This window comes from Priestia iocasae, assembly GCF_016909075.1.
Taxonomy (GTDB): domain Bacteria; phylum Bacillota; class Bacilli; order Bacillales; family Bacillaceae_H; genus Priestia; species Priestia iocasae.
The window spans coordinates 438,044-454,055 of record NZ_JAFBFC010000003.1 but is presented as its reverse complement, the minus strand read 5'-3'; the positions used below and the strand labels follow the sequence as shown (position 1 = coordinate 454,055).

The window sequence follows — 16,012 nt, the reverse complement described above, 5'->3', positions numbered from 1 at the left end:
TAAATGTTGTTATTAAGCAGGAAAATTTGTTAATTTGTCAAATTTAACATGTGAACCTGAATATGTGAATAAGAAGCGAGTACTTAAAACTGACCATGAGATTACTATGATTCATGCTAACGTTTAAGTCGATTTATATAGTTGAAGGAGTCTAAATCATGATTAGAGAACGGTTACCTTTTACAATTGAACGCGATGAAAATTTTTATGATAAATTAAATGAATGGATTGGAGATGTTTTTTACGATCATCTTCCAGAAGCTGGATTAGAAGAGCGTGATGAGCAAATCTTTATGGCTTTTCAAGTTGAACGCGCTTTTAAAGAAAAAAAAGTGATGTTTGCTGAAGCGGGTGTAGGAACGGGGAAAACTATTGTTTATTTACTTTATGCTCTTTGCTATGCCCGTTACACTGGAAAACCGGCTATTATTGCCTGTGCGGATGAAACACTGATCGAACAGCTTGTTAAAGAAGAAGGAGATATTGCGAAGCTATCTCGTATTCTTAACTTAAATATTGATGTTCGTTTAGCAAAATCACAAGATAATTACCTCTGCTTGCAAAAGCTAGATGGCATTACAATGCGCACTGATAATGAAAACATTGAAAGTATTTATGATACTTTGCCACCTTTTGTTCATGATCGAACAGGAATGCAATCTTTTTATCATTATGGTGATCGTAAAGAGTATCCTCATTTAACAGATGAAGAGTGGCGTTTTGTAAACTGGGATTCATTCCAGGACTGTTCATCCTGTGATCAGCGTCACCGTTGTGGGTTGACGCTATCAAGAGATCATTATCGTAAAGCATCAGATTTGATTATTTGTTCACACGATTTTTATATGGAGCATATTTGGACCTATGAGGCACGTAAACGTGAAGGACAAATGCCATTTTTACCAGAAAGCAGCTGTGTGGTGTTTGACGAAGGGCATTTATTAGAGTTTGCAGCTCAAAAGGCGTTAACATATCGTATTCAAGAAGATACACTTGAAAATCTTCTAACGCGTCTCCTTGAAAACGATGTTCGTGAAGGGTTTGCTTATCAAATTGAGCGTGCGATTAAAACATATGCGGAGTTTTTTGATGAAGTAAGTTTTGCGAGTACGGACGTTGTAGGATCTAATCGTAAAGAAGTAGCGAGAACAGAAGGACTACAATCAAAAGTGAAAGAGATGTTAGCTTTACTTGATCATATTGGAAATGAACTTGTATTTGAAAGTGAAACATACACGGTTGACGAATATACATTGCGTATTGTAGACGAATACCTTGATCAAATTGATTACTCACTACGTCTATTTATGGACAATGACAATGCGATTTATTGGGCAGAAGAACATGAAGCTCAGTTAACACTTGTTATCATGCCACAGGCTGTAAAGGATGTTTTGAAAGAACGAGTGTTCTCAAAAAACATTCCATACATTTTTACGTCTGCGACACTATCAGATAATAAGTCATTCGATTATTTAGCCTATAGTTTAGGTGTGTCGAATCCGTTATCTTTCTCAGTGGAGTCTCCATTTGACTATGATGAGCAAATGAACGTAACAATTAAGCGTGTAAAATCGGGAGAATCAGCCTTTGCTGATAAATTTGGGTTTGCATTGCAACAGTTAGAGAAAACAAATGGACGAGCATTGCTACTATTCAATAGTAAAGAAGAGCTGACACAGTTCAAAAAAGCATCGGTAGAATTAAAGCAATATACATTCTTGTTTGAAGGCGATCAAGAGATTAGTAAAATTGTTTCTAGATTCCAACGTGAAGAAGAAACGATTTTATGTGCGGTTCATCTATGGGAAGGACTTGATGTCCCAGGCCCATCACTATCAAATGTCATTGTATGGTCGCTTCCGTTTCCGCCAAACGACCCTGTATTTGAAGCGAAACGCAACCAAGTGGCAGATCCTTTTTGGGATGCTGATATGCCATATATGATGTTACGTTTGAAGCAAGGGATAGGGCGCTTAATTCGTTCACATGGAGACAAAGGATTCATTACCATTTTTACAGAAGATACGTTACAAAAAGAAGTAACAGATATCATTGAACGCAACTTACCAACTACTCCAACTTTTGCGTGAGTCTAAAACCCGCTGTCTATATGAGATAGCGGGTTTTTAAAATGACAGAGCTAAGTAGATATGTTAAAATAATTCAGAAAGTTTTGGTTTGTAGAATAGAGGGGGAGTTATCATGAAAGAAGAAATAAAAAAAGTTGAAGAGCAATTTCATGAGTATATGAAAAAAATAAAGAGCTACGGAGAAGCAATTGGTGTCATGTATTGGGATTTGCGTACAGGAGCACCTAAAAAAGGAGCTGAACAGCGCTCAGAAGTAATTGGAATGCTTTCTTCTGAAGTGTTTAAATTATCGACATCTGAACAGATGGCAGCATTTATTGCAAAATTAGGTAATCATGAGATACAAGCATACATATCTGATATTACAAAGAAATCGTTAGAAGAGTGTCGAAAGCAATATGAATTAAATAAGAAGATTCCAGCAGATGAATACAAAGAGTATGTCATCTTAACATCAAAAGCGGAGTCTGTATGGGAAGACGCAAAAAACAAAGCAGACTTTGCGATGTTTCAGCCTTATTTAGAGAAAATTGTTGAATACAATAAACGTTTTGTCGAGTACTGGGGTTATGAAGGCAATAAATATAATCGTCTACTAGATATGTACGAACCCGGTGTAACGGTAGAAGTACTTGATCGTGTGTTTGGTCAGTTACGCGAGCGTATTGTTCCACTTGTTCAACAAATTGCAGCATCGCCTAACAAGCCCGAAACAGCCTTTTTACATAAACACTTTCCAAAAGAAAGTCAACGAGAGTTTAGCTTAGCAATTTTAGAAGAACTAGGTTATGACTTTGAAGCAGGTCGTCTAGATGAAACGGTTCATCCGTTTGCGACAGGACTAAACCCAGGAGATGTTCGAATTACAACGAAATATGATGAAAATGATTTCCGTACAGCTATCTTTGGTACCATTCATGAATGTGGCCATGCCCTATATGAACAAAACATTTCCCCAGATTTAATTGGAACAGTCTTGTGTGATGGAACGTCAATGGGGATTCATGAATCGCAATCATTATTCTTTGAAAAGTTTGTAGGAAAGAACTATTCATTCTGGAAGCGTAACTATGATGTATTAAAGAAATATGCATCAGGTCAATTCGATGATGTAGCGCTTGATGATTTCTACCGTGCCGTCAATCAGTCTCAGCCATCATTAATTCGAATTGAAGCAGATGAATTAACGTATCCACTTCATATTATGATTCGCTATGAAATTGAAAAAGGATTAATAAATGGTGAGATGGAAGTAAAAGATTTACCACAAATATGGAATGATAAATACGAAGAGTATTTAGGTATTCGTCCAAATCATGACGGTGAAGGTGTGCTACAAGATGTACATTGGTCAGGTGGAAGCTTTGGTTATTTCCCATCTTACGCTTTAGGGTATATGTATGCAGCACAGTTTAAGAAAACAATGCTTCAAGATCTTCCTAACTTTGATGAATTACTTGAGAGCGGAGAAGGTCATGTGATTCGTGAATGGTTAACAGAACGAATTCACCAATATGGTAGCATGAAGAAGCCACTTGAAATCTTAAACGATGTAACAGGTGAAGGATTAAATGCTCAATATTTAATTGATTATTTAGAAGAAAAATATCGTCGTGTATATGAATTAGCTTAAATAAAAGCCAAGACAATGTGTCATTTTCAACACATTGTCTTGGCTTTTAACATTTTCCATTTACCATAGTTTAAATCCTTTTGATCCAGGTGGAGCGTGATGAATCATATCCACAAATGGGATGGTATAAGCAAATAAAATCAGTGCGACTGCAATAGTTAACCAAACCTTCCAATTTTCAAAAAAGAGAGGAGTGGGTTCTGATTGATTATCTGTTTCTCCTACAGGAAATTCAGTCGTTCCTTTTGGTGCAAAAAAGGCTAAGTTTGTAAAAATAATAAGTATAAGAATAATTCCTACAAATAAAATAGTTCCGCCTACTGCTTGTGCGTATTGATAAGGGATCCATTCAAGAGCTTGAGGTGCATTTCCATACGTTGAAAATGCTGACCGTCTTGGTGCCCCTAATAATCCAACACTATGCATGGAACCAGACATAATGGCCATTCCAAATGCCCATACAAGCGCTTGAGTAATGGCGAGTTTATTCATCGCTTTTGTTAAGACGCGACCTGTTAAATGAGGAACGAGCCAATATAATATGCCAAAGAACGTCAATACAACACTAGTAGCGAGAGTTAAGTGAAAATGCCCTGTTACCCAAATCGTATTATGAACGACTTGATTTAATTGATGACTTGCATTAACCATTCCGCCTGCTCCTGCTGGAATAAAAGCAATCATCCCAATAAACGGTACTACAAATCGTGCATCATTCCAAGGAAGCTTTTTGAACCAGCCAAACAATCCTGTTGCTCCTTTTGAACGTCCATACAATTCAAATGTGGCAAAAAGAGAGAAAGCAGTCATTAAAGAAGGAACGATGACTAAAAACGTTAATACCACTTGAAGGTACTTCCATGAAGCGGCAATTCCTGGCTCTGTTAATTGATGGTGAAACCCAACAGGAATTGAGAAAAGTAAGAATAAAATAAACGACATACGGGCTAAAGAGTCTGAAAAGATTTTCCCACCGATGATTTTAGGAATGATCACATACCAAACCATATAAGCAGGTAACAGCCAAAAATAAACGAGTGGATGACCAAAATACCAAAACAAGGTTCGAGACACAAGAACGTTAATTGTATCTACCATTCCAAGAGACCAAGGAATCAGTTGTAACACAACGGTGGCTGCTACACCAAGTGTGGCAACTAGCCATAGAATCATGTTCACAATGACCATGAATGCAAGAAGTGGACTCACCTGTTTCGGGTGTTCTTTTTTCCAGCTTCGATAAGAGGCAAACATGGCAAATCCACTTACCCAACTTCCAATCACTACAAGAGCTAATCCAATATAAAAGGCAGGATGGGCTTGGAGAGGAGCATAAAATGTATATAAAACAGATGCTCCGTTTAACAGAATGCAAATTGCTGTTATAGTTGTGCCGATGGTCATTAACCAGAAGGCAATCCATCCAGATCGTAAGACATTCTGACTTAATGCTCCGAGCGTTCGACTTAATGCAGCAAATTGAAATCCGATAATAAAGAATGTCGTTAAAACGAGACCTAATAGTACGCCATGGACTGTTAAGACTTGATAATAAGTAATAGGAGAAGGCAGCTCAAACTTTCCTGTGCGAACTAATACTTGTAATAGCCCTGCTAATCCGCCTAGAGCCAACGCAATGATTGCTACATAAATGTGAGCCATCGCTAAGCGGCTATCTTGTTTATTTACCATCGTATTCATTGTTCTACCACCTCAATTTTAGAGGTCATCATATGGTGACCAATTCCGCAATATTCATTACATAAAATTAAAAATTCACCAGGCTTGCGAAATGTTTGGGTAAATTCACTCACATACCCTGGCTCAACCATCATATTAACGTTCGTACCTGCAATTTCAAAGCCATGAATTACGTCTTTTGTGGCAACTTTAAAATGTATCTTTGCATTTGTTGGGACTTGAATCTGATTAGGTACATAAGAGAAAGCAGATGCTACAAGCACTACTTCGTATTCATTGTCATTTAACTTTTTAACACCAGGGTTGTTAAACGGAGGCGTAACATCTACTTTTTCAGGATTAATGGTTGTATGTGAGCTTGGGGGATGATGCCCCATATAAAATGCACTGACTCCAATGGTCGTTAAAAATAAAATAAGTGAGCCAACTCCGAAAATTAACCAAATCTTTTCAAATTTATGCATATGCATGTTGACGATTCTCCTTTTATAAGCGACTTAAAAATAAAAAGTAAACTGAAAACCAGGTGACAATTAGAAAAATGCCTAGTAAAAGAACCGATGATAATGTCCCAATTAACGTTTTAGAATCTTCTACTTTTGTTTTTTTGGTTTCGTGTTGCAATTGAGCCATTGTTTTCCCTCCTCTTATAATGCTTCGTGTTAAGCTAATCGTAATGGTTCAAAAGCTATATAATCTGTGATATATATCACACAAATTATGAAGTTTTTGTGAAGTGATGCACAAATGAAAACAAAAGAAAAGGAAGTACAAAACAATCAATAAAAAACGGAAAAGACGAATGTTAAATAAAATTAAAAAGAAGATAGTTCGATAAAAACTTAAAAACCTCTTTGCAAATCGATTGTTTCTTGATATAATTCAAGTAACTTAATGAAGCACTCATATAATCGCGAGGATATGGCTCGCAAGTCTCTACCGAATTGCCGTAAACGATTCGACTATGAGTGAGCGATGAAGAAAAAAGGTTTATCCTTTTTATCTGTTTCCTTGTGTTTAATAAAACTCAAAGGCATGGCTCTACTCATAAGAGAGTGTGGTCATGTGTTTGAGTTTTTTTATTTTATTACAGCGTTGGAGGAAGCGGATATGAAAGCATTAGAGCAAAAAATTTTAACAGATGGAATTGTGCTATCTGATACGATCTTAAAAGTAGACACGTTCTTAAATCATCAAATGGACCCGTTATTAATGAAACAAATTGGAGAAGAATTCGCAGCAAGGTTTCAACATAAAGAGATTACAAAAGTATTAACGATTGAATCGTCAGGTATTGCCCCTGCAATTATGGCAGCTCTACAACTAGAAGTGCCGATGATATTTGCTCGCAAACGCAAATCATTAACACTGCAGGATGGGTTATTAACATCGAATGTATATTCATTTACAAAGCAAGAGGAAACAGAAATTTCAGTTGCAAAGAAGTTTCTAACTGAAGATGATCATATATTAATCATTGATGATTTCCTAGCAAATGGCCAAGCTGCACTAGGATTACTACATATTGTTGAGCAAGCTGGTGCGACGGCAGCTGGGATAGGTATTGTTATTGAAAAGGCATTTCAAGATGGTGGAGAAAGACTACGTGAGCGAGGGATTCAAGTAGAATCATTAGCCCGTATAGAATCTTTACAAGATGGAAAAGTGCAGTTTGTAAAAGAAACACGCAGAGTGGAGGTATAATTCATGAACGGAAAAATATTGTCACTCGGTTTTCAGCACGTATTAGCTATGTACGGTGGAGCCATTATTGTACCGCTTATTGTTGGAGGAGCATTAGGACTAACAGCAGAACAGTTAACGTACTTAGTTGCCATTGATTTATTAATGTGTGGTGTCGCAACGTTATTGCAAGTATGGAAAAATCGCTTTTTTGGAATTGGTTTACCAGTCGTATTAGGATGTACGTTTACAGCAGTCGGTCCTATGATTGCCATTGGTAGCTCATATGGTATTACGTCTGTATATGGGTCCATTATTGTTTCAGGATTACTTGTCGTCGTGTTTGCTAAGTATCTAGGAAAACTTGTTCGATTTTTTCCACCTATTGTTACGGGGTCTGTAGTAACAATCATCGGTATTACATTAATTCCAGTAGCAATGAAAAACATGGCAGGTGGAGAAGGAAGTGCAGATTTTGGAAGCTTGAGTAATGTAACGCTAGCTTTTGGTGTTCTCTTATTTATCGTCTCGCTCTATCGCTTTTTCTCAGGATTCGTTCGGTCTATTTCTGTTCTATTAGGATTAGTCGGGGGAACAATCGTCGCTTCTTTCATGGGCAAAGTGGATATGTCAGCAGTAAAAAATGAATCATGGATTCATGTTCCTGAATTATTTTATTTTGGTGCACCTACCTTTAACATTACAGCTATTCTAACTATGTTATTAGTGTTAATGGTTGGGATTGTAGAATCAACAGGGGTTTATTTTGCTGTTAGTGATATTTGTAATAGAAAAATTGATGAAAAAGATTTAGCTGGTGGATACCGAGCAGAAGGATTAGCTATTTTATCTGGTGGATTATTTAATGCTTTTCCTTACACGGCGTATTCACAAAATGTCGGTTTGATTCAGTTGTCAGGTGTTAAAACGAAAAATGTGATTTTTGCAGCAGGCGGTATTTTAGTTGTATTAGGTTTCTTACCTAAAGTGGCTGCCATAACAACGGTTATTCCGAACCCAGTACTTGGTGGAGCAATGGTTGTAATGTTCGGAATGGTTATTTCATATGGAATCAAAATGTTAAGTCAAGTGGACTTAGCAAAGCAAGAAAATCTTTTAATTGTTGCTTGTTCAGTTGGAATGGGATTAGGGGTGACCGTTGTACCGGATTTGTTTGTAAACTTACCTCAAAGTTTACAAATCATCACAAGTAATGGCATTGTCGCAGGGAGCATAACAGCTATTTTCTTAAATATCGTTTTTAATATGATTCCTTCAAGAAAACAATCTCATTCATCTGCTGTTTCACCAGCAATAAAACAAGAAATAGTATCATAACCCAAAAGCGCTTGATCGAAAGGTCAAGTGCTTTTTTATATTCGGAAAATTGTTATTTTTATTTTTTAAGTATAATATGTTGAAAACTAAATCGACATATGTAAGAATAAAAACTCCTTAAATACTGTTTATATGATGTGAGTAGTGGGTATTAAGTATGTTATCTTCCCATAATCTTTACCAACGATAATATGTAAGGGAAAAAAGCAAACTATGAACACATGAAGATTGATGCTAGGGAGTTGATATAGATGTTAACGATGGAGAACAAAGAAGTGGTTACATTTGAGTCGAAAGATGGACGTGAAGTAACAATTCGACCGGCTGAAGGAAAAGATGCGGTGCAAATTACAACAGCTGTAAAAGAGATTATTGATGCAGGTGAATTTATTCAAAAAGATCAGCCTCGTACGCTTGAAGAAGAAATTGAATTTATTAATCATGTCAAACAAAACGGTCATATGTATGTAGTAGCAGAAGTAGAAGGAAAAGTAGTAGGAATTGCGCGTGTATTGCGTGGTGAGATTCATATGAAGCGTCATACAGGTCTATTCCGTACATGGATTGTGTCACAAGCTCAAGGAATGGGAATTGGAAAGCAATTCATGGAATATACATTAAACTGGTGTCGCAGAAATGAGCTTCGTAAATTATGTTTAACGGTGTTTGCATCGAATCCTGTTGCATTTGAGCTATACAAAAAAGTTGGCTTTAAAGAAGAAGGAATTTATAAAGAGCAAGCATATATTAACGGTGAATATATAGATGAAATCTTTATGTCGCTTTTCTTTTATGAAAGATAAACGAATAAGTAGAACCTTTCAACCTTTCTCGAGAGGAGCTTCACGTGCTCTTTTGGAGAAAGGTTTTCTATATCCAAATATTGTCGATTTACAGTTCTCTTGTTTGGGATATAATAGAATTGCACAACAAACATACACATTCCTTCAAAACGTTAGGCTGTGTGACCTGGAGAAAAAGCTCTCCAGGTCACACAGCCTATTTTGTTTAACCAAACGGAAACAATGGAGGAGATACTGGATTGAAGTAGCCATCATATACTTTAGTGTAGAAAGTAACAGCATCTAAAAACATATAGGTGTAAATAGGAAATGATGGTTTTTATTTGAATAAAATTTGGCAAATCGCAAAAAATATACCTACCTGTACTAGAAGAGGTGAAAACATTGCCAAAAGTCGTCTCCGTTGGATTATGTATTCCACCGTATGAATTAAAGCAAGAGGATACGGTGTTGTTTGCAAAAGAGCTGTTTGCTCAATCATTTAAAGATATTAATCGTTTATTAACGGTATTTGCAAACGGTCAAATTGAAAAGCGACACTTTGCAAAAGATTTATCATGGTTTAAAACGGATCATACCTTTGAAGAGAAAAACAATGAGTTTATAAAATGTGCGGTTGAATTTGGTGCAAAGGCTATTACATCATGCTTACAGGATTCCTATTACTTAAATGAACCTATTTCTTATGAAGAGATTGATGCGATATTTTACATTTCAACAAGCGGGCTGTCTACTCCTAGTATTGAAGCTCGCATTATGAACAAGCTGCCATTCTCAGATCATACAAAGCGAATTCCTATTTGGGGATTAGGTTGTGCAGGAGGAGCGGCTGGATTGTCAAGAGCGTATGAGTACTGTTTGGCTTTTCCAAACGCGAAGGTGCTTGTTTTATCCATTGAGTTATGCAGTTTAACGTTTCAACGAAATGATCGATCAAAAAGTAATTTAATTGGTACATCATTATTTGCAGATGGTGTGGCCGCTGTTCTAATGGCTGGGGATCATGTAGACTTACGGAAGGTTTCAACGTTACCTGCACATCCATCCATTGTTGATGTTCAATCAACATTAATGCCTCAATCTGAGGATGTAATGGGATGGGATATTAAAAACAATGGTTTGTACGTTATCTTCTCAAAAGACATTCCGACTATTGTAGAAACATGGTTAGGAAATCAAGTTCATCCATTTCTTCAGCAAAACGACTTAACCATTTCGGATTTAACTCATTTTGTTGCTCATCCAGGTGGAAAAAAAGTGTTAGAAGCATATGTAAGCTCTCTTCAATTGAGCTCTCATATGATTGAGTATTCGTTAGATGTGTTAAAGCAATATGGCAACATGTCATCTACAACCGTATTGTATGTGTTAGACCGTTTTATGAGAGGGAAGACAAAGCCGGGTGAATATGGGATTGTTACAGCACTTGGTCCGGGATTTAGCTCGGAGTTATTGTTGCTAAAGTGGGAGTGAGGAAATGATTTTCTATGTATTATTAATCATGTTGGCAGTTCAACGGGTCATTGAACTGATTGTTGCTAAAAGAAATGAAAAATGGATGAAAAAGCAAGGAGCGATTGAAATTGGACAAGCGCATTATAAATGGATTGTCATTGTCCATATGAGCTTTTTTATTTCGTTGTTTATTGAAGTGCAATGGTTTCAAAAAGCGGTCTCAAATTGGTGGATATGGCTCACCTTATTATTTGTTATCGTACAAGGCGCAAGGGTGTGGGCTATTTCATCATTGGGAAAGTATTGGAATACGAAAATTATTATTTTACCGGAGGCAGACGTTGTATTAAAAGGGCCATATAGATATATGAAACATCCTAATTATGTGATTGTGGCGATGGAATTTATCATTATTCCACTTCTTTTTCATGCATACGTTACGTTGATTTTGTTTAGTTTATTGAATATAGCTGTCTTATCTGTTCGTATCCCAATAGAAGAAAAAGCGTTACGCTCGTTAACAAATTATGAGCAATCCACACAAAAATATAGAAGGTTTGTTCCAATAAAAAAATAGCAAAACTAATTGAAAATGATTATCTTTCATGATAAGATGAAATCACCTGATAAAGATTATCAATTTCATCAAACAGAAACGGGTGGTGGACAATATGGTAAGTCTTTTTGTGATCGGAACAATTGTTACATATACAGCGTTAACAACTTATGTGATGAAAAACATCGAAAAAGTTCAAAAAGCATAACAATCCAAAAAGCTGGCGATCGGTCGTCAGCTTTTTTGTGTGGTTTATTCCTGTTAAAAAATTCAGTTTTTTATAGGAAATAAAGGAGAATTCAAGTAAAATAAAAGAAAAATGGGGCAAAGGGGTATAAAGCAGTTGAGACAAACAAAAGAGCCTTTAATTGATTCGGCAAAGCAATCAATTGCATCATCACTTTTTCATTTGCATACAGCATTTCAAGAAGAAGAAGATCTTGAACAAGCGTACAAAACGATTCAATTAGAAAAAAAGTGGATAAAAAGTGAATTTGTCATTGCGTTTTGTGGTCACTTTTCAGCCGGGAAATCAAGCATGATTAATGAACTAGTGGGTCATCCTCTTCTACCGGCTAGTCCAATCCCAACAAGTGCAAATCTAGTAGCAGTAAAAGCTGGTGATGAACATGCTACGATTCATTACCGAAAAGGGGAGTGTGTGAGATACAATGCTCCTTATGATTTTGAAAAAATTAAGCGTTTTTGTTTAGATGGAGATGAAGTAGAAGCGATTCATTTGTCAGTTGATACACAGAAGTTACCTGCAAATGTGGTTGTCATGGATACACCAGGAATTGATTCGACAGATGATGCGCATCGTGTTTCAACTGAATCTGCTTTGCACTTAGCAGATGTTATTTTTTATGTGATGGATTATAACCATGTTCAAGCGGAATTGAATTTACAATTTACGAAAGAACTGCAAAATGAAAAGAAGCGTTTATTTCTTATTGTTAATCAAGTAGATAAACATCGAGATGAAGAACTATCATTTCAAGCGTTTCAACAATCCGTCTCTGATTCATTCGCAAAATGGAACGTAAAGCCAGAGCGTATCTTTTATACATCATTAAAAGATGAGGCGTGTATCTACAACGAGCTACCACAATTAAAAGCGTGGTTACAAGAGCTGATGATTGAGCAGAAGAACCGAAAACCAAACATTCAAACATCGATGCAAAAGCTTATTTCGCAACATGTGGCATTCCTGCGTGAGAAACAAGAAGAAGGATTAACTGTTGATAGAGAGATTGTACAGTCACGAACAGAGTCAGAACGTAACGAGGTGCATACACAACTTGCTCAATTGCAAGAGCAGCTAAATACATTAACGCAACAAGAAAAGCAGCTTGAACAAACGTATGTAAACGAAACTCGCGTTATTATTCAACATGCTAATTTAACACCGTACGACATGAGAGAAAAAGCTCGACTGTTCTTGGAAAGTATACAATCTAACTTTAAAATAGGGTTTTTATTTTCAAAAAAGAAAACAGAAGAAGAGCGAGAGCAACGATTGAACATCTTATATGATGATCTAAAAGAAAGAGTTGATTCACAGCTTCAATGGCATTTACAGCAATATGTGCAAACCTTTGTTGCTAATCAATCGCTTGAAGAAGAATCATTCATTCAACACATCCGTTCATTTTCGATTCCGCTTACAAAAGAAGATATTCAAAAAGTTGTAAAACCTGGAGCATCGGTCAGCGGTGACTATGTGCTAACATACACAAATGATTTAGCAGCCGAAGTTAAGAAAAGAGCAGAAAGGCAGCTTAATGATTTGTTTGCCATCATTGTGGCATCGTTAAACGAGTTACATGAAAAGAAGAGGCAATCAGTCACTGACTCAATGAACGATTTGCAAGCTTTACAACATGCAATGCAGCGAATTAATTCGTCAGATCAGTATTTACAAAACAAAGAAGCTCAATTGCGTGAAATTGTTTATGAAGAAAAAGAGTTAACAGAGGAACAAGAAAAGCAATTATTAACGGATATACAAGATACATACACATTAGCAAGTGATAGTGATGACGAGGTTGTCCTACAAGTGACAGAAGAGAAAGAAAATCAACTGTCAGTGCGTGAGCACAAAAACAACTCTGGTACTTCCATTGAAGTAGCGATTGATGATATTGAAGTTGCGGTTAAAAGTATGAAGCCGTTTAAACAATTACATCCATTTGTGAAGCAGCTTGTAGATAAAAAGGAACGCTTAAAACAACAATCATTTACTGTTGCATTATTTGGTGCATTTAGTGCAGGTAAGTCTTCATTCGCTAATGCATTAATTGGAGAATCTGTTTTACCCGTTTCTCCAAATCCAACGACAGCAACGATTAATAAAATTGTTCCTCCAACAAAAGAGCATCCACATCAAACAGCAACCATTCATATTAAGACGGAGGCTGAGCTCTTAGAAGATATAAAGGTGTCTTTATCTTTCTTTGCAAAGAACGCAAACAGTATGGCTGAGGCATTGGAGATAATTAAATCTATTACAGTGGCAGAAAATTCCGATGTTCGCGAGAAACTTCATCTCTCTTTTTTACATGCTGTCGTAAATGGATATGAGGTAATCAAGGAGTCGTTAGGAAGTTCCATTGCAACAAACATGAATCAATTTCGTCAATATGTTGTCCAAGAAGAAAAAGCATGTTTCGTACAGTTCATTGACTTGTACTATGACTGTGAACTAACACGTAAAGGAATTACCCTTGTAGATACACCAGGTGCTGATTCCATTAATGCACGTCACACAGGAGTAGCATTTGATTATATCAAAAATGCAGATGCGATCTTATTTGTTACCTATTACAACCATGCATTCTCGAAAGCAGACCGAGAATTTTTAATTCAGCTTGGGCGTGTCAAAGATGTGTTTACACTTGATAAAATGTTCTTTTTAATTAATGCTGCTGATTTAGCTTCATCCGATGAAGAGTTACAATTGGTCACACAATATGTACAGGATCAGTTAGGCCAATATGGCATACGCTTTCCGAGATTGTATCCAATTTCAAGCTTATTAGCATTGAAAGAAAAGTCCAAATCACGCTTTTTACCATTCGAGAAGGATTTTTATCAATTCATTTCTTATGAACTAACGGAGATTGCCACTTCCTCTGCATATGGAGATATCAAACGTGGACTCAATGTATCAACAGAAGTTGAGCGATTACAAACAAAATCGGCCTCTGAAAAGGAGCTACATATTAAACAGCTTCAAGAGAAGCAAGAAAAAATGACGAATTTGATTGCTTCTGTTTCTGATGAAAATGAACGAGAAAAGCTACAGCGAGAGTTAAAGGAGCTACTCTATTATGTAAAACAGCGAGTCATGATTCGTTATTATGACTTTTTTAAAGAATCGTTTAATCCTGCAAGCTTGCGGGACGATAAAGGTAATAAGCAAGAGCAGCTTCAAGCTTGTTTACAAGAATTGCTAGAATCCATTGTATTCGATTCTACTCAAGAAGTAAGAGCTACGACGTTACGTGGAGGAAAGTATGTTCATAATTTAGCTAAAGAGGTTCATGAATTGCTTATGAAAAAAGCTCATCAAATTGATGTAGCCTTTGCACCATCTGTTGATGACATGAACAGTGATGATGGAAGTAAGTATATGAATGCAATGGCTATGCCAGATCCAGTTCAGTTTAAGAAAGTATTGAGTCTATATAAAAATAATAAGAGCTTTTTTGAGAAAAATGAGAAGGAAAAAATGGTTGAACAATTAAAGAAAATGTTAGAACCAACTATTGATACGTATTTAGCGGCTCAAGAGCAGTTATTAACACAGTATTACACCGCTTCTTTTTCAGACTATATAATGGAATATAAGGGACAAATGAAGACGCAGTGTGATGATTATTATGCAGGATTACAAGAATCACTGACAAATCCGTTCGATTTAAAAGAACTTCAAGCTACAATTACTACATTGAAACAGCTCATTAAGAATTGAAAGGGAAGAGTCTAGGATGAAAGAAGCGATTCAAGAGCGATTAAAAGAAATAGAGCATAAACGTAACATTACAATCTTATATGCGTGTGAGGCAGGAAGTAGAGCCTATGGCTTAGCGACTGCTGAAAGTGATTACGACGTTCGCTTTATATATAAACATGAGGTAAACGATTATTTACGTTTAAATCGTCCAAATGAAGTGATAAATGAAGGGTGTAATCATGACGATATCCAAGGATGGGATTTGTATAAAGCGATGCATTTATTTACAAAGTCAAATCCATCGCTCTTTGAGTGGCTTCATTCATCTATTATCTATAAAGAAAATCAAGCATTTGCGCATGCTTTACGTACAAATATTAGCAGTCAGTATTCACATAAGGCCCTTAGCTTTCACTATTTTCAATTGTTAAAAACAAATTTGCATAAAAAGCGTAAAAACGATGCAACAATGGAGGAAATCAAGCGCTATTTGCATATTATGCGCGCTTATTTATCATTGCAAGTCATTATTCATCAACAAAAGCTTCCACCAATTATATTTGACAGGTTAGTGACAGAAGCGGATAGTAACCAAACGTTTAGGGACTGCACCATGATACTTGTCAATGCAAAAAGAAACGGTTATCCTGTATCTCAGACAGATATAAAGCATGTTCATGATACAATAGAAGGGAAGTTGTCATTAACATACGAACAAATCTCACGGTTAACGGAAGGAAACATTGATTATTCTTCTGTTAACGACCTTATTTTAACAACACTTTCATAAAC

12 protein-coding genes and 1 riboswitch are annotated in these 16,012 nt (G+C 36.3%); of the genes, 9 read left to right on the top strand and 3 right to left on the bottom strand.

Annotated elements, in window-relative coordinates:
- Positions 1-158: 158 nt before the first annotated feature.
- A complete protein-coding gene (locus tag JOC83_RS10455) occupies positions 159-2,093 on the top strand; it encodes an ATP-dependent DNA helicase (protein ID WP_205186876.1) in 1,935 nt (644 codons plus the stop codon).
- A gap of 112 nt (positions 2,094-2,205) precedes the next feature.
- Positions 2,206-3,726: a carboxypeptidase M32 gene (locus JOC83_RS10450; protein WP_205186874.1), complete on the top strand. Its 1,521-nt coding sequence runs from the start codon at positions 2,206-2,208 to the stop codon at positions 3,724-3,726.
- 60 nt (positions 3,727-3,786) lie between these two features.
- Here the strand turns inward: JOC83_RS10450 and JOC83_RS10445 are convergent, their stop codons facing one another.
- The 3 genes from JOC83_RS10445 to JOC83_RS10435 are packed head-to-tail and all read right to left on the bottom strand — an operon-like array spanning position 3,787 to position 6,060.
- Entirely contained in the window at positions 3,787-5,427 is a 1,641-nt protein-coding gene (locus tag JOC83_RS10445) for a b(o/a)3-type cytochrome-c oxidase subunit 1 (RefSeq protein WP_205186872.1), read from the bottom strand.
- Positions 5,424-5,897 (bottom strand): cytochrome c oxidase subunit II, encoded by a 474-nt coding sequence (locus JOC83_RS10440; RefSeq protein ID WP_205186870.1) that lies wholly within the window; start codon positions 5,895-5,897, stop codon positions 5,424-5,426. Before JOC83_RS10440 ends, JOC83_RS10445 begins: the two co-directional genes overlap by 4 nt.
- 16 nt (positions 5,898-5,913) lie before the next feature.
- Positions 5,914-6,060, bottom strand: coding sequence for a cytochrome c oxidase subunit 2A (locus JOC83_RS10435; RefSeq protein ID WP_205186868.1), 147 nt, complete (start codon positions 6,058-6,060; stop codon positions 5,914-5,916).
- 250 nt (positions 6,061-6,310) lie between these two features.
- A riboswitch (purine riboswitch) is annotated at positions 6,311-6,412 on the top strand.
- 125 nt (positions 6,413-6,537) lie between these two features.
- Here JOC83_RS10435 and JOC83_RS10430 point away from each other — a divergent pair.
- From JOC83_RS10430 to JOC83_RS10400, 7 genes are all read left to right on the top strand, one after another.
- Positions 6,538-7,131: a xanthine phosphoribosyltransferase gene (locus JOC83_RS10430; protein ID WP_205186866.1), complete on the top strand. Its 594-nt coding sequence runs from the start codon at positions 6,538-6,540 to the stop codon at positions 7,129-7,131.
- Between the two features lie 3 nt (positions 7,132-7,134).
- Positions 7,135-8,448, top strand: a complete 1,314-nt coding sequence (locus JOC83_RS10425; protein WP_205186865.1) for a nucleobase:cation symporter-2 family protein — start codon at positions 7,135-7,137, stop codon at positions 8,446-8,448.
- A gap of 251 nt (positions 8,449-8,699) precedes the next feature.
- Entirely contained in the window at positions 8,700-9,251 is a 552-nt protein-coding gene (locus tag JOC83_RS10420) for a GNAT family N-acetyltransferase (protein ID WP_205186863.1), read from the top strand.
- Between the two features lie 384 nt (positions 9,252-9,635).
- Positions 9,636-10,724, top strand: a complete 1,089-nt coding sequence (locus JOC83_RS10415; protein ID WP_205186862.1) for a type III polyketide synthase — start codon at positions 9,636-9,638, stop codon at positions 10,722-10,724.
- Positions 10,725-10,728: 4 nt separating this feature from the next.
- Positions 10,729-11,283 carry an isoprenylcysteine carboxyl methyltransferase family protein gene (locus JOC83_RS10410; protein WP_239583454.1) on the top strand — a complete coding sequence of 185 codons (555 nt, stop codon included), beginning with the start codon at positions 10,729-10,731 and terminating at the stop codon, positions 11,281-11,283.
- Between the two features lie 322 nt (positions 11,284-11,605).
- Entirely contained in the window at positions 11,606-15,238 is a 3,633-nt protein-coding gene (locus JOC83_RS10405) for a dynamin family protein (protein WP_239583453.1), read from the top strand.
- Between the two features lie 16 nt (positions 15,239-15,254).
- The gene (locus JOC83_RS10400) at positions 15,255-16,010 is read left to right on the top strand and encodes a nucleotidyltransferase domain-containing protein (RefSeq protein WP_205186860.1); all 756 of its coding nucleotides are present in this window, start codon (positions 15,255-15,257) and stop codon (positions 16,008-16,010) included.
- Positions 16,011-16,012 lie beyond the last annotated feature (2 nt).